Source organism: Flavilitoribacter nigricans DSM 23189 = NBRC 102662, assembly GCF_002646595.1.
Taxonomy (GTDB): Bacteria; Bacteroidota; Bacteroidia; order Chitinophagales; family Saprospiraceae; genus Flavilitoribacter; species Flavilitoribacter nigricans.
On record NZ_PDUD01000027.1, the window covers coordinates 80,942 to 104,862 of the forward strand.

The 23,921-nt window shown below is 50.9% G+C and carries 11 protein-coding genes; 6 read left to right on the top strand and 5 right to left on the bottom strand.

Annotated elements, in window-relative coordinates; genetic code table 11:
* Nucleotides 1-331: 331 nt before the first annotated feature.
* Nucleotides 332-763 carry an LNS2 domain-containing protein gene (locus tag CRP01_RS23095; protein WP_099152579.1) on the bottom strand — a complete coding sequence of 144 codons (432 nt, stop codon included), beginning with the start codon at nt 761-763 and terminating at the stop codon, nt 332-334.
* A 106-nt stretch (nt 764-869) separates the two neighbouring features.
* Entirely contained in the window at nt 870-1,775 is a 906-nt protein-coding gene (locus CRP01_RS23100) for a M23 family metallopeptidase (RefSeq protein WP_099152478.1), read from the bottom strand.
* A gap of 198 nt (nt 1,776-1,973) precedes the next feature.
* Here CRP01_RS23100 and porW point away from each other — a divergent pair, with 198 nt between their 5' ends.
* Nucleotides 1,974-4,973, top strand: a complete 3,000-nt coding sequence (porW, locus tag CRP01_RS23105) for a type IX secretion system periplasmic lipoprotein PorW/SprE (RefSeq protein WP_099152479.1) — start codon at nt 1,974-1,976, stop codon at nt 4,971-4,973.
* A 119-nt stretch (nt 4,974-5,092) separates the two neighbouring features.
* Here porW and mscL read toward each other — a convergent pair whose 3' ends face one another.
* Together mscL and CRP01_RS23115 are read right to left on the bottom strand one after the other, a co-directional pair.
* On the bottom strand, nt 5,093-5,518 hold the full coding sequence (gene mscL, locus CRP01_RS23110; RefSeq protein ID WP_099152480.1) for a large-conductance mechanosensitive channel protein MscL: 426 nt from the start codon (nt 5,516-5,518) through the stop codon (nt 5,093-5,095).
* Between the two features lie 312 nt (nt 5,519-5,830).
* Nucleotides 5,831-8,110 carry an aconitate hydratase gene (locus CRP01_RS23115; RefSeq protein ID WP_099152481.1) on the bottom strand — a complete coding sequence of 760 codons (2,280 nt, stop codon included), beginning with the start codon at nt 8,108-8,110 and terminating at the stop codon, nt 5,831-5,833.
* Between the two features lie 298 nt (nt 8,111-8,408).
* Here CRP01_RS23115 and proB point away from each other — a divergent pair, with 298 nt between their 5' ends.
* Entirely contained in the window at nt 8,409-9,506 is a 1,098-nt protein-coding gene (gene proB, locus CRP01_RS23120; RefSeq protein ID WP_099152482.1) for a glutamate 5-kinase, read from the top strand.
* Between the two features lie 435 nt (nt 9,507-9,941).
* Nucleotides 9,942-10,895: a fasciclin domain-containing protein gene (locus CRP01_RS23125; protein ID WP_099152483.1), complete on the top strand. Its 954-nt coding sequence runs from the start codon at nt 9,942-9,944 to the stop codon at nt 10,893-10,895.
* A 215-nt stretch (nt 10,896-11,110) separates the two neighbouring features.
* On the opposite strand, the gene CRP01_RS23130 is transcribed toward CRP01_RS23125, so the two are convergent.
* Entirely contained in the window at nt 11,111-12,241 is a 1,131-nt protein-coding gene (locus tag CRP01_RS23130) for a radical SAM family protein (protein ID WP_099152484.1), read from the bottom strand.
* A gap of 590 nt (nt 12,242-12,831) precedes the next feature.
* Here CRP01_RS23130 and CRP01_RS23135 point away from each other — a divergent pair.
* The 3 genes from CRP01_RS23135 to CRP01_RS43475 all read left to right on the top strand — a co-directional run bounded on the left by CRP01_RS23135 (nt 12,832) and on the right by CRP01_RS43475 (nt 23,861).
* Nucleotides 12,832-16,983: an ATP-binding protein gene (locus CRP01_RS23135; RefSeq protein ID WP_099152485.1), complete on the top strand. Its 4,152-nt coding sequence runs from the start codon at nt 12,832-12,834 to the stop codon at nt 16,981-16,983.
* 177 nt (nt 16,984-17,160) lie between these two features.
* The gene (locus tag CRP01_RS23140) at nt 17,161-17,532 is read left to right on the top strand and encodes a four helix bundle protein (protein ID WP_099152486.1); all 372 of its coding nucleotides are present in this window, start codon (nt 17,161-17,163) and stop codon (nt 17,530-17,532) included.
* A 485-nt stretch (nt 17,533-18,017) separates the two neighbouring features.
* Nucleotides 18,018-23,861 carry an HYR domain-containing protein gene (locus CRP01_RS43475; RefSeq protein WP_099152487.1) on the top strand — a complete coding sequence of 1,948 codons (5,844 nt, stop codon included), beginning with the start codon at nt 18,018-18,020 and terminating at the stop codon, nt 23,859-23,861.
* Nucleotides 23,862-23,921: the final 60 nt, after the last annotated feature.

A 23,921-nucleotide genomic window follows, 5' to 3' on the forward strand; every position in this document is an offset into this window, starting at 1 on the left:
TGATCTTCTTCCGTAAATGTGGATCAGGCTGGAATCGTGTAAATAATCGACGTCCATCGTGTGAATCAGTGATTTATCCAAAAAGAAGTAAAGCCGGTCCTGGTTGAGCGTTGCTTTTCCCCCTCTCCCGATCTCCTTGTCTCCCGATCTTAGTTAATGTGATCAATTGGACCTCGGCTTATTAGCTTGTTGTTATCACCTGGCTGATCCCTAACAACAAAAGCCCCTAAGCACGGCATTCGACGCACTTAAGGGCTCTTGGTTCTATTTTTTATGCTACCTGTTGATAGACAGCCGGTTAGGGTGTGAAACAAAAGAAGGGTACGTAGTACTACTCCTTAAAAACTTCGATCTCGTGGGTTTGTACCACCAGATCCGTAAATTTCCCCTTGAATCGAGTCGCCTTAACGATGTGGTTGTCGATCCAGTGGTAGTTTCCACCCCGCGGTTTGTTCATCAACAGAGCGTGGTATTTGAAGTTATGCTTTTTCAACCATTCTTCGGTGATTTCCCGGTGCTCTTCCGTTCTGGAGGTAAAGAAGGTAATGACGTGACCTTCATCGTACCACTTATTCAGAATTTTGAGTGCATCCGGATAAGGAAGCGTTGTGCCCATCCTTTCCGGTTCTTCGTTGGGAATATCGTCGCAAATCGTGCCATCAATGTCAATCAAAAAGTTTTTGACTGTTTCCGGAAGTAGAGGGCTGATCGTCTCTCCCTTCTCGTTGAAGGCAGTGTGCAACTGATGATTTTCGGTAGCCATGAAAAAAATATTTCTTAATAAAAAAATGCAATAGAACAGCAAAAATACAATTAGCTCGGCAAATGGACCCCGGATTTCCCGAAATTTCACAAAAATTTAAAAAGCGTTAGAAATCAATGTATTCCGTCGGATCGATCGGTTTGCCTTTGTACCAAAGTTCAAAATGGAGGTGCGGACCGTTGGACATCGTGCCGGTATTCCCGATCACCGCAACGGCCTCGCCGGCCTTTACGTAGCTGCCTACTTCCTTGAGTAACACGGAATTGTGCTTGTAGAAGGTGATCAGGTTACTACTGTGCTGAATACCGATGGTATTACCGGTCTCGAGCGTCCAGTCGGACAGAAAAACGTAGCCGTCCATGGCCGCCTTGATGGGCGTATTTTTGGGCGCCAGCACATCCACACCGAAGTGCTCTTTATCCGGCATGAATCCGGCGCTGATCTCTCCGGAGATCGGAGAGGAGAAAAATAAGCGTTCCAGTGGGGTATCTTTCGGGGAGAGGTTGGTGGTGCGTGGTGCCTGGGCTTTTACGCCTACTTCTTCCAGCGTCAGTTCGTTGCGCAGTTCGAGTTCTTCTTCGGAAAGTTCGGCGGCGGTATCGGCCACCGCTTCGTCCATCATCTCCGGATCTACCTTGGGAACATCGTCTTCGGTAACGACCTCTCCGACGAGAATACGACGGAAATTTTCGGAATATTTGCGGTGGGTAACCAGTTCATCTTCCAGTTCTTCCACCTGCCGGTAGAGTTCCCGGATCTCCTGATCCTGCATGACGTCGCCGTATCCCGGCACGTATTTACGGAGCGGAGTGAATGCGATCATCAGCCACACCAAAATGGCCATGATCACCAGCACGCTACTCAGCAGTACGTAGATATTCAACAAACTGAGTTTCGTAGAATTCACCTCTTCAAAGGTCTCATCGTTCATCACCACCAATCGGTAGGTATTGGACAGACTTTCCCGAAAACGCTGCCATTTTCCCTTGTGTATTTGGTTTTCCTCTGACATAACCTTTAATTATCGCTCAGAATAAAATAATTTTGTGCGCTTTTAGTTTAATACTCAGCAAGGTGTACATTAATTTTCAGGCGCAACATCTATCGATCGGCTGATCCGATCACCGCGCAAAAATAAACACAAAACGGGGCAATAGGTAGAAAACCTACCCGTATCGCTCCGTAATAAGGATACTTTAACGCTTTTGGTATGTATTTTGGTTTAAAACGCTCATTAAAGATTATCGGTATTGGCGGGATGCTTTTCCTGCTGGGTGCCTGTACTACGCAGAAACGAAGGGGAGACTTGTCCATGATGGGTAAGCTGTGGCACAACACCACGGCTCACTACAACGGCTATTTCAATGCCGATGAGATAATGACGGCCAGCTTCCAGACGCTTGAAGATCAATATCAGGATAACTACAACCAGATGTTGCCGATGTACGAATACATCGCTACGGACAACCACCAGACGGTTGTCAGTGATCTGGACGAAGCCATCAAAAAGGTGAGTGTAGTGGTGAACCTGCACCGGCAAAGTAACTGGACGGACGATTGTTATTTGCTCGTGGGGCAGGCCCAGTTCCTGAAAAAGGATTACGAATCAGCGGAGGAAACGCTCCGGTATATGATGGACGAATTCAGTCCCGCAAAGATGGCCAAGCTGGAGAAAAAGACCGCAAAGGCCAGCAAAAAGCGTGGCGGTAAGACTACAACGTCCAAATCCAAAAGTCCGGCCAAAGATGATAAAGGGGAAGTACTGAGCGGACGCGATGCCGAAAAGGCACGGAAGCGGTACAACCGCGAACTCAAGAAAAAGCGGCGCCAGGCCAAGAAGAACAGCAGCAAAAATCGCAAGAAAAAATCTTCCAGCCGGAAAAAAGACGAAGCGGAAACCCCGAAACCGGAAGTAGAAACTCCGGCCGAGACTCCGGAAGAAGCCACCGAAGAGGCCGCCAGTCCGGAACCCGTGGAGACTGCTCCCACTACCATCCGCCTGTCCGACAGTAACGAGCCGCTGGTGGATCCCAATCCGCCCAACTATTTCCTCAAGCACCGCCCGGCTTACCAGGAAGGTGTACTCTGGCTGGCCAAAACCCTGATCGAAAGAGATAATTACGATAATGCGCTGCGGCTGCTCAGCCAGCTGGAGCGGGATCCCAATACATTTGACGATGTGCGCGACCAGCTCGCCGGCGTACAGGCTTACTACTTTATCAAGCGCAAAGACTATCCGCAGGCTATCGGTTTCCTGGAGCAGGCAGTAGCCAGTAACCTGGATCGCAACGACCGCGCGCGTTACGCCTACATCAAGGCGCAGCTGCAGCAGCGGATCGGCCAGAGCGGAGCGGCTTACGCCAGCTTTGAGGAAGTACTGAAGCTGAGTAACATTTACGAACTGGAATTCAGCGCCCGGCTGAACATCGCCCAAAATAAATGGCGCAGCGGGGAAGGTACCGGTGAAGAAGCCAAGCGCAATCTGGAAAAAATGCTGAAAGATCCGAAAAACGCAGAGTATTCGGATCAGATCTACTACGCACTCGGTGAGATCGCCCTGGAATCCGGTGATCGGACGGAAGCTATTTCTTATTTCCAGCAATCTCTGAACTCCAACTCCCGGAATAACAATCAAAAAGCGGAGGCGTATTACCGCCTCGGACGGCTGTTCTTCGAGGAGGAATCCTTCGTGGACGCCAAGTACTATTTCGATAGTACCCTGCAGGTCATGCCGGCAACGGACAACCGCTACCAGGAAGTGAAAAAACAGGCGACCAATCTCACGGAGATTGCCGCTAATCTGGAACTGATCACCCTGCAGGACAGTCTGCTCCGCATCAGCCAGATGACGGAAGATGAAAGACTGGAACTGGCCACGATGATCAAGCAAAAGCAGGATGAGGCCAAATTGCAGGCCAGCCTGGCCAGCGCCAATTCCGGTGGAAAATCACTGGGTAACCGGGATCGTTTCGGTGGAGCCCGCACGGTTTCCAACCGCGGCGCACTGAAGAAAGAGTCGAGCTTCTTTGCCTACAATGACCGGGCACTGAAGAATGGTAAACGGGCCTTTGATCGCAAATGGGGTGACCGGTCCCTGGAAGATGACTGGCGCCGGTCCAATCGCTCCTCCTCTTTTGGTACGGAAGAAGAAACGATCGTGGAGGAAACCGTGGTGGCAGCTATCGACCCGAACAACGTAAGCGAATATCTCGGGGATTTTCCGAAAACGCCGGCCGATGTGGAAAAGGCCAACAGCCTGATCCGCGAAGCCATGTTCACCCTGGGATCACTGTATCGCGAGAGATTGAATAATTACGGTCAGACCGTCAATATCCTGGAAGAGTTGAACGAGCGTTTTCCGGGCAGCAACTACGAACTGGATTCGTGGTATCTGCTGTACCTGACCTATAAGGATATGAATAATTCGGCCAAGGCGGACGAGTATTTCAACAAGATCATACAGAAGTACCCCAGTACGAATTACGCCAAACTGCTGAAGGATCCGAACTATGCATCCGAATACCTGGACGAAGAACGCAAGCTGAATATGGCTTACGACAATGTATACGCCCAGTTCAGCAACGGCCGCTACCAGGAAGCTTACAATGCCAGTAACGTGGCCCTGCAAAAACTGGTAGGACAACATCCGCTGAAGCCGAAGTACGCACTGCTCATGGCTATGAGTATGGGCAATATTAAAGGCAAGGACGCTTACGTGCAGGAGTTGCAGCGGGTAGTAGCTACTTATCCCGATAGTGAAGAACAAAAGCGGGCCAAAGAGATCCTGCGGGCGCTGGGCGTTGCCGGTGCGCGTTTGCCGGGTGGTGCGGAGGAAGCCAACTCCAATTTCACCTACAGTGAAAATGAGTTGCACTACGTCATCGTCGTGTTCAACGAAGGCCAGGGGCAGTTAAATGATCTGCGGGTGAAGATCTCAGACTACAATGAGAAATACCACAAACTGGATAAGATCCGTCCGGCCAGTATTTACCTCGGTCAGGATAATAAGACGCCGGTAGTGGTGCTGCGTAAGTTTAAAGATAAGAACGAGGCCATGCGTTACTACGACGGTATTCAGAAAAATAAAACCGAGTTTGTCGAGGCCGGTATTCCTTTCGAAGTAATGCCGATATCGCAGAACAACTACCGCCAGATCATCCGGGCCCGCTCGGTAGACGGCTACAAGGAGTTCTTCGACAGCAATTATTGATCCGGCTTTGCCCGGTAGCTATACAAAAAGCGCCCCAATACTTCACAGGAAGTATCGGGGCGTTTGTGTTTTACCGAATTGCCCGGCAGCGTAGACCGGAGATATCCGGTCGCAACCGTTTATCCGTTTTGCTGCTTCAGCAGGTCGCGGATCTCGGCCAGCAGATCTTTTTCGGTAGGGCCGGGAGGAGGAGCGGGTGCGGCCTCTTCGGCTTCTTTTTTCTCCGTAAGTTTATTGTAAGTGCGAACGATCATGAAAATGACAAAGGCAATGATCAGAAAATCGATCACCGTCTGAATGAACGCTCCGTATTTGATCAGAACGGCTTCGGTAACGACCTCCCCGTCCGCACCGATAACGGCATCCTTGAGCGTAATGGCCAGGTCGCTGAAATCGACTCCGCCCAGCGCGAGGCCGATCGGCGGCATGATCACATCACTGGTAAAGGATTTAACGATAGCTCCGAACGCACCGGCAATAATGACCGCTACGGCCAGCTCCAGTACGTTTCCCTTCATGATAAAAGCTTTAAACTCCTTCCACATAGAGGTATTTTTTTAAGATTAATGAATAAACTGATCCAGTCAGTTATATGGTTTTGGTCAACAATGGCGGAGGAATAAAGGGACTGCTGTCCGTATTATTTGTTTGGGAGCAACTATAAACTACGGTAAGAAAATGAATTGAGATCCATGGGATTTGCCGTTGAAAGATACACCGCTAATTGGAATTTCCAAAATACCGATGAAAACGGACGGCAAAAAAATAGGTGTGCGGCCGAAGCCACACACCCTATCTGTTCAGTTCATCCGGCGATCCGCAGTAAAAACCGGACCATCGGATCGTCACATTATCGCTTATGCGCCCAGTTCCTGACGGATCTTGTTCAGTGCCGAACCGGCATTGACCCAGGAGATCTGCGCCTGGTTGTAGGTATGGGCTACTTCGAACTTATCTTCCGTTCCGTCGGCGTGTTTGGCCACGACGGTCAGGTTTTTACCGGGGGCCATCGTGTCCAAACCGAGGATATCGATATGGTCATCCTGACGGATCTTATCGTAATCCGCAGGATTAACGAAGGTCAGTCCCAGCATACCCTGCTTCTTCAGATTGGTCTCGTGGATCCGTGCGAAAGATTTTACGATCACGGCCTTCACACCGAGGAAACGCGGTTCCATAGCTGCGTGCTCGCGGCTGGAGCCCTCTCCGTAGTTCTCTTCGCCAAATACCACGGTGCCGATGCCGTTGTCCCGGTACTTCAGACCGGAATCCGGAACGGCCATGTATTCCGCTTCGGTAGCGCTGTCTACGTAGTTGGCTACTTTATTCGCTTCGCCGTTAAAGTAATTGATCGCTCCGATGAAACAGTTATTGGAGATATTTTGCAGGTGTCCGCGGTACTTCAGCCACGGTCCGGCCATGGAGATGTGGTCCGTAGTACACTTGCCTTTGGCTTTGATCAGCACCCGCATGTCCTTCAGCTGATCCGATGTGATCGGCTTGAACGGGGTCAGTAGCTGGATACGATCGGAAGTCGGATCTACTTTTACTTCAATACCGCTTCCGTCGGCAGCCGGAGCTTCAAAACCGGCATCTTCCACAGAAAAGCCTTTGGCGGGCAGTTCCACGCCGGTGGGCGGATCGAGCATCACGTCCTGACCTTCCTCGTTTTTGAGTTTGTCGGTCAGCGGGTTGAACGTCAGGTCACCGGCGATGGCCAGAGCCGTTACGATCTCCGGAGACGCCACGAAAGAGCGGGTCTGCGGGTTACCGTCGTTCCGCTTGGAGAAGTTCCGGTTGAAAGAGGTAATGATGGAGTTGGCCCGGGTAGGATCGTCGGTATGACGCGCCCACTGTCCGATACAGGGCCCGCAGGCATTAGCCAGTACCACGCCGCCCATTTCCTCAAAAGCCGTCAGTTGTCCGTCGCGCTGTACGGTGTAACGGATCTGCTCGGAACCCGGCGTGATGGTAAATTCTGCTTTCGCTTTCAGTTTCTTGGCAACCGCCTGCTTGGCCAGCGAAGCGGCGCGATCCAGATCTTCGTAGGAAGAGTTGGTACAGGAACCGATCAGTCCAACCTCCAGCTTTTGCGGGTAGTTGTTCTCTTTCACCGCTTCGGCGAATTTGGAGATCGGCCAGGCCAGGTCCGGCGTATAGGGGCCGTTGATGTGCGGCTCCAGGGTAGACAGGTCAATCTCGATGACCTGATCAAAATATTTTTCGGGATTTTCGTAGCATTCGGCATCACCGGTCAGGTGTTCGGCCACCTGGTCGGCCAGTTCGGCTACATCCGCGCGGTCCGTAGCGCGCAGGTAGCGGCTCATGGAGTCGTCGTAACCGAAAGTAGAGGTCGTGGCACCGATCTCCGCACCCATGTTACAAATGGTACCTTTACCGGTACAGGACATGGATCGTGCGCCCGGGCCGAAGTATTCAACGATCGCGCCGGTACCACCCTTTACGGTCAGTACACCGGCTACTTTCAGGATCACGTCTTTGGAAGAAGTCCAGCCGTTGAGTTTTCCGGTCAGCTTAATGCCGATCAGTTTTGGCATTTTCAGTTCCCAGGGCATGCCGGCCATTACGTCTACAGCATCCGCACCACCAACACCGATGGCTACCATTCCGAGACCGCCCGCATTAGGCGTGTGGGAGTCCGTACCGATCATCATACCGCCGGGGAAAGCGTAGTTTTCCAGTACGATCTGGTGGATGATACCCGCGCCCGGTTTCCAGAAACCGATGCCGTATTTATTGGAAACGGAGGATAGGAATTGGTATACCTCCGAGTTGACGTCCTTAGCTTTTTGGAGGTCGGTATCCGCACCGATCTCCGCCTGGATCAGGTGATCACAGTGTACAGTTGAGGGAACAGCTGTTTTATCCCGCCCACACATCATAAACTGCAACAGGGCCATCTGGGCCGTGGCGTCCTGCATCGCTACACGGTCCGGTGCAAAAAAGACATAATCTTTACCTCGATTGAACTTTTGGAGTGGGGACTCTGGATGTAAATGAGAATACAGAATCTTTTCGGCCAGTGTGAGGGGATGCCCCAAAGTTTGTCTGGCTTCTTCAACTTTTTTGGGGAGCGATTCGTAAAACCCCTTAATCATATCAATATCAAATGCCATAGTAAGAATTTTAATGTTAACAGCTAGGATAAAACAGGTTGACAAAAGTAAAAGATAATGTCATATTTTGTAGCATATTGCCAGTATTTACAACACCTGAAGGCTCTTTTCGTTTGCATCCTCCAAAGAAGAGCAACAAAGTTTGTTAATTTAGAAAGCTTGCCGCATTATTGCGACTGCAAATAGCCGCCGGTCGGGTGCCGGAAGCTGCTCTTCGGCTTGAAAATCGAACCTTTTGCGAGCGATTTTGACCGACTGAACGGGAAAAAACCGCCCGGTGGGCCTAAATTGGAATATAATGACGGAAAGATCCAAAGATCCCCTGTACAACTGCGTAGTGGTAAAAGTGGGAACCAATGTGCTGACCCGCCCGGACGGCCTGCTGGACATGACGAGTATCAGCGGCCTGGTCGATCAGATTGCCGAGCTGAAGCGACTGGGGATTTCCGTCATTCTGGTCTCTTCCGGTGCGGTGGGGGCGGGCCGGAGCCTGCTTCCGCTGAAAGAACAGACCAACAAGGTCGTGCGCCGGCAGGTACTGTCCTCCATCGGGCAGGTCCGGCTGATGGAGATCTACCGGCAGTTCTTTCTGAATCACGGACTTTTTTGCGCCCAGGTACTGGCCACGAAGGAAGATTTTCGCGATCGTCGGCATTACCTCAATATGAAAAACTGTTTTCTGGCTTTACTGCGGGATCAGGTAGTGCCCGTTGTGAATGAGAACGACGTCATTTCCGTGACCGAACTCATGTTTACGGATAATGACGAACTCGCCGGGCTGGTAGCGGCCATGATCAATGCCGAAGCGCTCATCATTCTCAGTAGTGTGGACGGCGTACTCGACGGCCCTCCGGATGAAGCCGCAAGCCGCGTCATTCCCGAGATCGATCCGGCGGATCCCAAATGGGAGAAATTCATTCTGCCTTCCCGCTCCTCCTTTGGTCGCGGCGGAATGCATACCAAGTTCCGTATTGCCGGAAAGGCCGCCAAGGTGGGGATCGCTACCTATATTGCCAACGGTCGTAGGGCCGACGTGCTGCCCGGGATCGTACAGGGCGAAAATTCCGGCACTTTGTTCCGTCCGAAAGAGGGCGTGTCCGGTTTCAAAAAATGGATCGCCTACAATGAATCGACCCCGAAAGGAAAAGTCCGGATCAATGCCGGAGCCGAAGAGGCCCTACGCTCCCCGGACCGGGTCACCAGTCTGCTCCCCGTAGGCATCGAAGCGGTGATGGGTACTTTTGAAAAAGGGGACATCATTCACATCCTGAACGAAAAAGAAGAGATCATCGGTTGGGGCATTGCACAGTATGACTACGAAAAAGCCCGGAGCAATGTAGGCAAGAAAGGCAAAAAAGCCCTGGTTCACTACGATTATCTGTATATAGAAGGATAAGCCGGCCGGTACAGCGATATGCTCTGTACGCTGTTTTCAAATGTTAAAGTTTATTAAACTAATTTTTGGTCGAACATGCTGATTGACAGTGTGTTGAAGAGGTGAGTATATGAGTGTGGAAGAAAGAATAAACGCTCTGTTTAGTAAATTACCGATACTCGGGGCAAGATCGCTCAGGTGATTTTTGCTGCTATCCGGGTTACCAAAGGCATTGTAATCATTATTGATAAAGTACGAATGCCGGGTAACATCTAGGCTTTACGGCGCATTATTAATTAATCTAGGTGCTGTCCGTTGCGGCAGCATTTTTTTATCCTATCGCCACTCATATACGGATTTTTTTTAAAACTGTTAAAGTTCTGAACACAGAACTTACAGCCGTGTTATAGACACAAAAGAAGTATTATTATTCTGTAATTAAAATTTTAAACAATCATGCTTAGTAAACTAAGACTTCCATGGGCGCTGCTCATGGGACTAGCCCTCCTATTTGGTTTCACAGCCTGTGACGGTGTTGATGACGATGATCTAGGTACCAATGAAGACAAAAATATTGTAGAAGTAGCAACTGAAGACTCCCGTTTCTCCATGCTGGTAGACGCTTTGGTGCGTACCGGTCTGGATGATCTGCTGGACGACGAAAACTCTGATTTTACCGTCTTTGCACCCACCAATGATGCCTTCAACGCACTAGGAATAGACCTCTCGACCCTGACTGACCAGGAACTGGAAAATATCCTGTTGTACCACGTATTCGCGGACGATGTACGTTCCGGCGAGATCCAGGAAGGAAAAACCTACTTGGGTACTGCCGCTAACATCGGTCCGAACAACGAGCCGGTTTCTATTGTAGTAGAAAGAAGCGGTTCTACCGTAACCATTAACGACGCTGCTACCGTTGTAGAAGCGGATATCGTAACCGAAAATGGTGTCATCCACGCTATCAATACGGTACTGATGCCATTGGATATTGTTGGTCACGTAATGGCTAACGATGATTTCTCTCAACTGGCTACCGCACTGGGTAATGCATCCGGTGACCTGGTATCTACGCTGAGTGCCGATGATCAGACTTTCACCGTATTTGCACCGACTGACGCTGCCTTTGCTGCAGTGAGTGATGTAGTTGCCGGTCTGACGGCCGACGAACTGGCATCCGTACTGACCTACCACGTGGTAGCCGGTGCCAACGCCACCAGTAGTACGCTGACTGATGGTCAGTCTTTCACTACTGTGCAGGGCGAGAATTTCACGATTGACATCGATGGTAACAATGTAACCATCACTGATGCCCAGGGCAACATTGCCAATGTCATTTTTGTGAACGTTCAGGGAACCAACGGTGTGGTACACGTCATCGACAAAGTAATTATGCCAAACAACCTGTAATAAGAATAACAATAGCATTATTAATTGGTCTGAGTGCCGTCTCCTTTGTGGGACGGCACTTTTTTTTGTCTGCCCCAGACATGGCCCACGTCTATTGCATGCCAGCGGGAAGAACTAGCCGAACGGCAAAGGCTTACACCATCAGGTGCGGGTTGAAACAAGCTGAAGGCCCCGCACTGGCCCGACAAACAGAAATCGCCTACGAGATATACTGGTTAGGTAAGGAGTCCAACATCCATCCCCGACTCGATCTCCTGAAAGTAGTTAGCCATTACCTGTTCATTGGGATCCCAGTCACCACAAAGATTCCCATTGGAGTGAAAAACCAGTTTTTGAACCAGGGAAGTCTCATTGCAGTCCATCAGCGCCCGGTAACTGGAGGTTTCCAGGTTTACTTCCAGGGTGTTTTTATAGCGGTAACGTTCATTATAGTAATAATAACCGGCAGTACTTCCGAGATAGGTCCAGTTACGACGTTGCCGGTTCAGATCCGGCATGATCGTCCGGAGCAAACCGTCGATCGGGACCCGGTTATCTTCAACCCACTGTTTGGTACTATTCTCGATATAAGTATCATCCAGTCGGCTGAGTTCCCGAAAAACTACCTGTGAGACCCCCAGAGACAGTTGCCAATCCAGATACTTTTCCATTTCGTTCACATCATTGACGCCCGGTTTGGTGAGTATGCACGAACTCTTCACCGGCAGCCGGCCATTAACTTTTCGGATCAGTTCTTCGTATGCGACATTTTGCCAAACGGCTTGGTTGCGATTGATGTACATGATCCGTTGGTTGATCCGCTCTTTGTAGTGACAACGGGAGATTTCCAGGCGGTCGAAGGCCAAGTCCTGCAGAAGAAAGATCAGATCGGGAGAACGATGCAGGCCGGAGCCATTTGTATACAGTACCCGTTCGTTAAAGCGAGGGATGCCTTGTTGACTTTGTAACAGTTGAAGCAACCGAACCAACCAAAATGGATCACTCGTGGCTTCCAATCCGGACAGACTGAGGCCGAGGTTTTTAAGGCCGGCCAGATCGGCCAGGACCGCAGATAGTGCACTAAAATACCGGTCGTGATCAGTGATAAGCTGTAGCGCAGTGAGCTGTTTCTGGTGTTTTCGCTGTAACTCCTCCGAACAAAACCGGCAATGAGCATTACAACGGGTTGGGTTGGCGTAGGGGGTGAAAGTAAGTCCGGATCGAAGACTCCAGGTCCGCTTTCCAATATTGACCTGTTCTGATGCTACTGTCTCATAAAGCAACCACTTGCCGCTACGCAACGCGGCAAGTTCTTGCTGGTCATCCGGCCGGAGTCGGAGGTTTCTCAGGGTTTGGGTGGTTTTCATTTAGTGGGTATCTTGGACTATATGGTTTAGCAAAATTGAACGTATACCGGAATGCATTGGATGTTGTGGATAGCAAAGATAGGTTATCCGGATTTTAAGGATTTGACCAATCTCTATACCCAAAAACAGATGAGGCTAGTATACAACTACAAGTGTCGGAAAGCCGAAAAATATACCCACAGTATTTTAATGTGAATCCCGGAAAATAGATTTAGCAGACTGCCGTTCAACGTCCATTTGTCGATAGAGGAATCCTGATCCCTGGGGTGCGGGACAGGTGGCTCGGATGCGTAGTAAAAAGGATAGTGGCGCACAGCAATCGGATATAGACAACTGCGAGCAGTTGCTGGAAAAGGTGGCGCATAAAGGAATGATCAACAATGGGTTCGTTGAGCAAGGCTTAACAGATGTGATAACTACCTACCCTTGTTTACACATTCAAAGAACCCTCCGAGTACGATCGTACGGTCGGTGGCGTGAGCGGGCGATAAATTAAATTTATCGCCCGCTTATCCTACTTGGTGTAGTAGTTCTGACGCTATACTCCTATCTTTGCCTTTACCTTCTGCTCTTCGGAGAAACGATTGGCAATGCATTATTCTTTTCGATTAATACTTATCCTCAACTTATGCTGGCTGTTGGCCATATTGCTGCCGGCTCAGGATTATACTGCTGCCAGAACCTCCACTTTCTCTTTCGATAGTCTGCCGGATGTATCCGTTTCTTACCGCAATCATTTTCAAGGTGAAGATTTTTCCTATTCCAGTGTCTGCCTTGCGGGAGCGGTGATGGACCACCGGGGACGACTGTGGCTGAATAGCTGCGGTGTCTTACGTGTCATCAATGCAATTACCGTACTACAATTCGACGGTTATGAATTTTTTCCGGTCGAGTTAAAAATGGCGGATGGACAGCGTTTGATCAATCCTGCATTTATGGGAATAGATCGGGAAGGCCGGTTGTTCGGTAGATACAGTAGAGAGGCTGCACTGATATATTATGATCCGGAGAACGGATCTACCCAGAAAATTTCTTTAGCAGAAGAAGGAGCAGATAAGAAGGATTTAATTCATGCTCAATACTTACAAGGATGGACCTTCGCGCTACTCAACGATCGGAGCCGAAATGAGTTGCAACTGCTTTCTCTCCATCAGGGGCATATACAGGAGGAAGTCCGGGTAGAAACCTATGGGTCATCAAATAGCAGTAAACACCTTTTGTATCCAAGCAACCGGACCTCTGAATCAGTTTGGTTAATCAACGGTAATCTTCCGCTGCACCGGTGGGAACGGAAAGATAAGAAGCTGTACGATTACGAGCGTAGCGATTTTAAATTCCCTGCTACCGCTTCCGAAAACGTTCTGCCGGAACACGAGATCAATTTTTCCATTGCAGAAAGTAAATCTGGTGAAGTGTACGCAGTATCGCAACACAATTCGGGCAATAACCTTTTTTTACTGGACCGGCAGGAAAATGTCTTTAACGCCATCGCAGATCAGTTTCCCCCAGACTGGATGCCGCTACATATTTATCAGGATCAGGCGAATAACCTTTGTTTTTTATTTCAGGATCGATACGAAGCATACCGGGCAATTCTTCAGGATTCTACCGGGAAACGATATGATTATTCCGCGGTCGTTGAAGGTATCAGCGATATAACCGAAATAAAATCCAAGGATTTTTTCCAGCAGCTTTTCATTACTTCCAAGAATGGACTGTACAGCATTGGGATCAGGCCCCATGAGTTAATGACCCAGGTACTCACGGACAAATGGGTAGCCGGTTTAGCGGAATTGCCCGACGGACGGTTCATAGCCGGCATCATTCCGTCGGGTTTTTCTGTGGTGGACAAAAATTTGAGAACAGCACTTTTTGCTGATCTGCCGGATCATAGCTGTTTGCCGGGACTCGTCACTGGTCGTATGTTTCAGCAGGTAGTACCGGATTCACTCGGTAACTATTGGTTTCTCAATGAGCAAAAACTAGTGCGTTACCACTTTGCCTCGGGTCAATGCAATACCTATGATCTGCCATTCCGGGTTTCTCTTTTAGCTTTCGTTCGAGAGGATCTGATCGCATTGGTTCACGCCCAAAACCGCCTGCTTTTTTATGATATATCGACCCGAACCATCCGGAATTTCGGCCCGGAAATACCGGATCAATTTCCTGCGAAGATCCGGGGCCTGCACCTAGGCACGAATGGGTTGCTCTGGATTCCAACCAATAGCGGTCTGTGGAAGATCGATCTGGATAACGCCCACGGTGAAAGAATACAATTACCCGGTGATCTTAATGATGCTCGTATCATTGGCTTTTTTGAGGACGAACAGCAGCGTCTCTGGTTGGGTACTTATTACCACGGTCTACAGATATACAACCGGAAAACCGGGGAAATCAAGAGCATCGATCGTCGGCACGGCCTGTCCAGCAACGCAATTATGAGTATCATTGGAGATCGCGGGGGGGATATCTGGGCTACCACGGAAAATGGGATCAATGTACTGTCGGCCGAAGGCGAGATTTTGTTTGAGCTGCACCGCGAGGATGGCCTGACCGCGGAGAGATTCGAGCGCTTTGATCCGCTATTGACTTCGGACGGTAGACTTTTGTTCGGCAGTCCTCAGGGGGTCAATATTATCCAGCCCGAGGAGATGAAGGAACACTACAAAAAATCTCTGGGCAATCAGATCTACCTCACGGAGCTGTCTTATTTCGACCGGACCCGGGATAAGGAAGTAGTTCGCCGTTCCGGTTTTGCGCAAGTGGGTACTATTCAATTACCTGCGCAGCATCCCTACCTGAAAATAAAGTTTGCCCTTTCCAATTACCTAGAGCCTGGTCGTCACCGCTATGCCTATCGCCTGGAGGGGCTGGACGAAGATTGGATATATCTCGGCAGCCAAAACGAATTGAACTTTAATCGCTTACCCCCCGGCAGATACCGTCTTTTGATCAAAGGGGCCGATCACCGCAACAACTGGACCTCCGAACCGGTAAGCATTCCCATACATACGCACGACTTCTTTTTCAAACAGATCTGGTTTTATGTCCTTATTATCGGAGTAATCTCTTTCCTGGCAATGGTTTGGATCCGCCGACTGAAAACCGAAGTCAAAAGAAGGACCTTGCAGATACAGCACGATAAAGAGGTCATTGAACAGCAGGCGCAGGAATTGCAAAAACTGGATGAGCTCAAATCCCGCTTCTTTACCAATATCTCTCACGAATTAAGAACGCCCATTACCCTGATCACGGCACCGGTAGAGCAGTTGCTGCAAAAATCGGCCGGGCAATTGGGGCACAAGACTAAGAAAAGTCTGCTGATGGCACTCAACAATGGTCGGAAACTTTTACGACTGGTGGAAGAATTGCTTGATCTTTCCCGCCTGGAAGCGGATAAAATTCAACTGGAGGAGAGTCCGACCCCTCTGGTTCAGTACTGTCGCAGGATCTTTCAACAATTTGCCTCGGCGGCGGAGGCAACGCAGGTAGAGTATGTGTTTATCGATCGTTGGCCTGAGGAAGAAAATACGGTGTGGCTGGATCGGGGACGCCTGGAAAAAATACTCAGCAATTTGTTGTCCAATGCTTTGAAATTCACCTCCTCCGGTGGCAGCGTGCATTTTAAACTGTGGCAGCAGGAGGATAACATTCTGATTGAAGTGAAAGACACCGGACGGGGTATAGCTCAGGAAGATCTTCCCCATATCTTTGACCGCTATTTCCAAACTAAAAATACCAGCCTGGCCGAAGAAGGCGGCACCGGAATCGGGTTGGCACTGGCCCGGGAACTAACCCGTGTCATGGAGGGTTCTTTGAAAGCGGAAAGTGACTGGGGGCGGGGGAGTACCTTTACCCTTTCACTGCCTTACAAACCCGCGGCCGCGGTGGCCGTTCCGGCGGAAGTAATTCTGGAAGGTGCCCTGGATAACAGTAACCAGAGCCGGCCGGAGGTTGTTCAACCGGTAATTGTCGCCAATGAGCCGCTTCCGGGCCGCCCCTGGCTGCTCATTGTGGAGGACAATCCGGATATGCAGCATCTGCTCTCTTCGCTTTTGAGTGAACAATATGCCTGCCTCCTGGCCGCAAACGGCCGGGAAGCCCTGGAGCTTCTGGCTGATTCCGGATTCCGTCTGCCGGCGCTTATTCTTTCCGATATCATGATGCCCCAAATGGACGGATACGCACTATTGGAACGTCTAAAGGAGATGCCGGGACTCCAAAAGATCCCCGTGATCATGCTCACGAGCAAGTCCGGCGAAGAAGATAAGTTGCGCGCGCTGCGCCTTGGGGTAGACGATTACCTGACCAAACCGTTCACTGCCGAAGAATTGCAACTCCGGGTGAACCGACTCATTACCAACTCCCGGCGGCGGTCAGCTTTTCAGCAGACGGATAAAACTCCGGAAACGCTGACCCCGGATGCCGATCAACTCTGGCTGCAAAAATTGGAAACGGCAGCCATCCAGGCTTTGGATCAGGCATACGGTTTATCCAAAAGCTACCTCGCGCACGAAATGGAACTCAGCGAAAGGCAGTTATTGCGACGAATTAAAGGACTCACCGGGCTGACCATTCATCAGTATATCCTGGAAATTAAGCTCCAGAGAGCACGCTATCTGCTGGAAAAACGAACGTACACTACGCTAAAGGAGGTGGCCCGCGCCTGTGGGTTCAGTTCGGCGGGCTACTTCAGTAAAGTGTACGAGAAACATTTTGGGGTGCGACCGGAGGTGCGGTGAGGCTCGCTGTTGTTCGGTGCGCTCATTGTTTGGCTCGCTTTGCTCGCGTTGCGGGTTGTTGGCTCACAGTGTTCGCTGTTGGTTGCTGCGCTTTTGTTGGGGGGGTGGGTTGCGTGGTATTAGGATTTCTTTTACTTTGTAGGTGCTTTATTCTAAAAACGCGCAAATCTTATAACCATGCCAAAGTCCTATCGGGAGCTGGAAATTTATCAGCTTTCCTTCGATCTTTTCGTAAAAACACACCGCATTTCCCATCGACTTCCAAAATATGAGCTCTATGAACTGGGCAGTCAGTTGCGCCGTGCTGCTGATTCAGTAAATTCTAATATTGTAGAGGGTTACGGCAGAAGTTGTTACAAAAAAGATTTTCTGCGGTTCCTAATCTACTCCCACGCTTCAAACGATGAAACCATTAATCATCTAGAAAAACTCAAGGCACTCTACCCCGAGCTCCAGGAAGAACTGAGCATACTTCTCAAGCAATACCAGCTACTTGGCACCAAAATTAATCGCTTCATTACTTACGTCACCAAAAACTGGCGCACCTAATCTAAAAAAACACCTCCCAACCCAACTGGCGAACTGCATGAGCCAAACAACCCGCAACGTGAGCAAAGCGAGTCAACAGGAGCGCAGCGACCAACAGCGAACACCGTGAGCCAAACAACCCGCAACACGAACAAAGCGAGCCAACAGGAGCGCAGCGACCAACAGCGAACACCGTGAGCCAAAAAATGAGCGCAGCGAATCCAACGCGAACTCAGTGAGCCAAAAACAGGACATCCCCATTCAAAAATAGGACATTCCCATTCCCCAAATACTCAAATGGCCCGTATCTCCAGGTTTATGGCCCGTTTTTCACCGCCACCCGTTTCTATATTTATCCCGTCAACTCCCCCCATTTATCATTCATTTTGAACAGCACACGAAGCTAAGGTGCCGGTCATTTGACCGCCCTTGGCCCTGGGGAGCTATTCCTTAATCTAAACTATACGGACATGAACATTTTGCGGAACATTAAACGAACTGATCCTATGAACGTATGTACAACTTTGACCTTATGGTTGCTCTTTTTACTCCCAACAATTGGTGGGGCGCAAAGCTATCTGGAAATAAATCCGGACTACGAACAAGTAGGCGCTAATGGAAGCTATCAGGATTTTCAGATTCCGGATGATCCCACTTTGGAACGGCTTGAATTCATCCTGAAAGGTGGTGATGGCGGCAGATACCGGAAAGACAATGGAAACTGCGTAGCCGACGGGGGAGAAGGGGCCCGGATAAGCATGACCTTCAGAATTGGGGAAGGACGCAATGACCTGCACCCGGGAGGAACTATTCGTTTCATTATCGGCAAGCATGGTGGGAATGTAAGTCCCAGCACAAATGACGATGATATTGCCGCCGGTAGTGGCGGTGGTGGTGGCGGTACTGCGGTATTGTACCTGAACCCTGATGTCGTTGCTCCGGATAACATTCCAGCTACGAATTTATCCGAGCAAACCACCGATTGGGTAATACTTGCGGTTGCCGGTGGCGGTGGTGGTGCTTATGGCTACATCGATACCTATTTTGGGTTCCCTTGCGAGACGAGAGCGGGTACAGGCGGACAAACCGGATTGGATGGATCCGGCGGCGGCGGTGGTAATAATGTCGGTGGCGAGAACGGAGAAGGGGGGCAGACCGGCGACAATTTTTATAACGGTGGTGCCGGTGGCGGCTATCTGACGAACGGCGATCCCGGAAGTGTCGAATACCCCGAAAGAAATGGAAAAAAAGGAGGCATCACCGGAGGGAACGGTGGTGGTAATGGCGGCTTTGGCTACGGTGGCGGCGGTGCGGGCAGATCTACCCAAAATGGCGGTGGCGGCGGCGGTGGCGGCTTCTCCGGCGGCGGTGGCGGTAATAATGCGGGGAGTTCCAGCTACGCAAACAACGGTGGCGGCGGTGGTAGTTTCATCACCGAAGCCTACGTTTTGAATACGGCCCGGCGGGAATATCTCGGAAATACGGGTAATCCCCAGGATGGATATATTGAATATGGTTTCCGGAGTAACGGCTCGGTGGCCAGATGTAAAGATCGCACTATTGATCTGGAGGATGGAAGCCTTACGATCGTACCGTCAGATGTAGATGATTTCAGCACGGTGCCGAGCGGCCCCCGTTCATTAAGCTTTGTGACTAACCTATCAGGGCAGGAAACGCTGGCACCTTCCTTGGATTACGATTGCAGTAATATTGGAGAAAACATCGGCACCTTACAGGTCATGGATGAGGACGGGAATACAGATCGCTGTACGTTCACAGTTACCGTAATGGATCCACCAACGGCAATCTGTAAACAACCGCTTAACGGCGCACTTTTGCTTACGGTAAGTCAGGATCAGCCGGTCAGCCTTACCGTAGCCGATGTGGAGCAGAATACTTTCGATTACTGCGGAACCATTGTTGATAAGTATCTCGAACAGGAGGAATTTACCTGCGCGGACGTCGGTCTGGTTAGTCAGGCTAGGCTTTTCGTGGTGGACAATGACGGCCATATCGGCAGTTGCACGATGAATATTGCCTTTGTCGAACCGAATCCCCAGGTCATCTGCCCGCCCGACGTAACGGTGGATGCATTTGATAACCAATGCCGGGCTTTTGTGTCAGGTCTGGCCCCGGGTTATATCGATGCTCCCTGCGATCTTTCCAATTACCAAACTCCGGTATATACCAGCACGATTACGCCGGAATCGGCACCCGATACGGATCCGGTCTGGGATAGAAGTTCTAGCGGCGGTATCAATGGAGCTGTTTTTCCGGTCGGGACCTCCACGCTCCGCTATGAGCTGCTGAGGAATGGAAACCTTATTTCTGATTGCACTACTACGATTATTGTCGAAGATAATTCCGGGCCCAATCTGGTGTGTCCGGATGACATAATCGTTGCTTTGGGAGCAGAAGAATGCGATGTACAGATCACCCAGGATCTGTCCCCAACGACATTGAACGATAACTGCGGAGGTACCGTCCTCACCTGGTACGGGACCCATACCGGCTCCCCCGTTCCCATCAATACCGACCTGGGTAGTGGCGTCGGCTCCATCCCCGCTCCAACGCTCGACCCCGGCGTCGCCACCTACTGGTACGAGGCCCGAGACGATGTCGGCAATATTTCCACCTGTTCTTTCTCTATCACTGTCAATGGCGAAACCGAATTGAGCGCTATTTGTCAGAGTCTGCCGGTAGAAGCCGTACTGGATGAAAACGGCCTGGCAATGCTAAATCCCGAAATGCTGGACAACGGCTCTTTCGATGCCTGCGGGCCGGTCAGTCTGTCGTTGAGCCAATCCAGTTTTGACTGTAGTGATATCGGAGATAATTTTGTGCAGTTGATCGTAACCAATAGTGACGGGCGGACGGACAATTGTACGGCATTGGTTCGGGTAATCGATGATCAGACAGCGGTATTGACCTGCCCGGCCGCAAGAACGGCCAATACGGATCCGGGAAATTGTAGTGCGACCATTAGCGAAGGGCTGGCCGCAACCTTTACTGACAATTGTGCTTACGCGGCCCTCGGCCATGCGGTATATCCTACAGGAGAGACACCGTCCGGAAATACGCCGGGGCAATTGTCGGAAGTGATCCTGGAACCCGGCATATACACGCTGGCCTACACCGCTTACGACCGGAATGCCCAGCCATATTCCTGTACTACGCAGATCACGGTTCTCGATGCCGAAGCGCCTACCGCCCGTTGTAAAGAGCAGCCGACGGTCATCTATCTGGACGAAGACGGGCGGGCGAGCATTACGCCCGAGCTGTTGGATAACGGTTCTTATGACAATTGCAGTGCGGTCAGCCTATCCCTGGATAAAACGGATTTTGACTGCGAGGATCTCAATAAAAGTTTCTTTCTGATCCTGACGGTGACGGACGCCGATGATAATTCTGCTACCTGTTTTGCCAATGTGAGTGTCGGAGATATGATCCCTCCGGAAGTTGTCTGCCTGGACCTGAGTGTAAGCTTGGACGCAGAGGGGGCAGTAGCTTTTGATCCCAATACATTGTTTGTCGAAGCTACCGACAATTGCGAGGTGACGGTGCAAAACGTTTACGAACCGCTTACGTTCACCTGTGCGGATATCGGGATTCACGAATACTTGTTCGATCGCAGGGATGCAGCGGGCAATGCCAGCAGTTGCATCGGAAAGGTGACCGTACTGGATCAGGAAGCACCGGTGGTGAACTGCCTGGACCTGATGGTGTCTTTAGAGGCAACCGGAGCGGTGGTATTTGATCCGAATACGCTTTTGGTGGAGGCTTCGGACAATTGCGACTTGCAGGAAAGCGAGCCTTACTCCCTGGTTACCTTTACCTGCCAGGAGCTCGGCTCCTACGAGTATACCTTTATCCGTCGGGATCTGAGCGGCAATGAGGGGCGTTGCACCGGTACGGTGACGATAGTCGATGATGCTGCCCCCGTGATCCGTACCCGGGATATTACGGTCTATCTGGATGAAAACGGCCAGGTGAGTATCACTCCCGATCAGGTAGATGGCGGCTCTTCGGATAATTGCAGTTTGAGCCTGACGGTGAGCCCCAATCAGTTTGACTGTAGTCAGACCGGCCTGCGGGAAGTGCTGCTGACCGGCGTAGATGGTTCGGGAAACAGCGCCAGTTATCCCGCAGCGGTGACCGTAGTGGACGGTATAACGCCCGAGATCACCTGCCCGGAAGACATCGTGGTGGCAACCGATCCGGGTGTTTGTTTAGCCACCATCACGGAAGGTTTAGTACCATCTTATTCGGACAATTGCGGGATCCAGTTTTTTGCCACCCGTATTCTCGAATACACCGCCGGAGGCATCCAGGTCGGCGTAGTGGACGAATTGGATTATTTCCCCAGTGAACTGACGTTGGAAAGCGGATACTACCGTATAGCCTTCGCGGTATCCGACGGGAGTGAAGAGGAGCCGGTCGCAATTTGTAATATGAATATCACGGTCGAAGACCGGGAAGCTCCTAATGTACAATGCCAGGACCTGACGATTTATCTGAATGAAGCCGGTGTGGTAGTCTTTGACCCGAACACCTTATTCGTTGGGGCCTCCGATAACTGCGGCCTGGAGGAATCTACGCCGCTGGCACCGGTCACTTTCTCCTGTCAGGATCTAGGAAGACAGGACTTTTACTTCATCCGCCGCGATCCAAATGATAACACGGCCGCCTGTACCGGATACGTAACTGTTGCCGATGCGCTCCCTCCGGTTCTCGAAACCAGAAATATCACCGTTTACCTGGATGAAAACGGTCAGGTAAGTTTAACTCCCGATCAGGTAGACGATGGCTCGGAAGACAATTGCAGCCTTAGTCTTTCGCTTAGTCCGAATGAGTTCGACTGTAGCCATTTGGGCGTACAGGAAGTAGTGCTATCCGGTGTGGATGATGCCGGCAATGAGTCAACGGCCACGGCCCTGGTCACCGTAGTTGATGACCGCCAACCCCAGGCCGTTTGTCAAAGTGCTACCGTTCAACTGGATGCCAGCGGGCAGGCCGAATTGGATGCTACCCTGCTGGATGGCGGCTCTTCCGACAACTGCTCGGTAGTTACCTACGCGCTGACCAGCCGATCCACCATTTTTACCTGCAGTGATCTGGGCGAAAGTCCGGTCACCCTGACGGTATGGGATCAGAGTGGCAATAGCAGCAGTTGTACAACCACGGTCCTTACCGAAGATAATGTGAGTCCGGTCATTACCTGCCCGGCTGACCGGCAGGTGCGCTTGGGTAACGGAGAATGCGAAGCCGTAGTATCGTACGATGCGCCGGAGTTTTCCGACAACTGCTCGGCTGATTTGAGTCAGACCGGCGGACTCGGCAGTGGGGCCACATTCCCCATCGGGCAGACGGTAGAGTCATTCGTCGTGACGGACGGTAGTGGCAACCAGGCAAGTTGTTCGTTCACCCTAACCCTCAGCAGTCGCCAAAAAGACAGCGATAAGGACGGCATCGTTAACAATTGCGATAACTGCCCGCAGGACATCAATGCCGATCAGGCGGATTTCGATCAGGACGGGGTAGGGGATATCTGTGATATTTGTCCCGGCCAGGATGACCGTCTGGATGCCGATGGCAACGGTACACCGGACTGCCTGGAAGGCGAAGATCCCTGCGCCTCGGGTATAGTTGTGATCGATGAGGATGGAGATCAGGTAGACGACCGCTGTGATGTTTGTCCCGGCGTCTTCGATCCGGACCAGGCTAACACCGACGGCGACATGTTCGGCGACGCCTGTGACAATTGCCCCGAAATACCAAATGACAATCAGAAAGATGAAGACGCCGATGGAGTGGGAGATCAGTGCGATCAGTGCCCCGGTCGGGACGATCGACTGGATGAAGACGGAAATGGCATCGCCGACTGTCTGGAGCAGGAAATCGATCCCTGTGACCCGGCTCTGGGCGACCGGGATGGCGACGGCATCGGTGATGATTGTGATAACTGTTGGCGGAATTTCAATCCGGATCAGGCGGATATCGACGGCGATGGCAAAGGCGATGTCTGCGATAACCGGAATAACAACAATCTGATCGGCACCGCTACCCAACTGGCTCCGCTCAACCGTTTGGAAGTTTACCCCAATCCATTCCGAACCCAGCTAACGATCGGCTTCACCCTGCCGGAAGCCGGTGCTGCCACCCTGGCGGTATTTGACCTGGAAGGCCGGCAGGTGCAGCGATTGGTTTCCGGGGAGTTGGCGGCCGGTGAGCACGAGGTCCGTTGGAATGGCCGGAACGGAAACAACCGGCAAATGCCCGCGGGACTTTATCTGATCAGACTAGTAAGCGGAGATGCCGTAAGCGTGCAGCGAGTGATGCTGCAGCATTAGGCGTTCGAAAGAAACTTTTCAACATGGCGGCCCGGTAATTATCAGGAACCCAAGAACCGC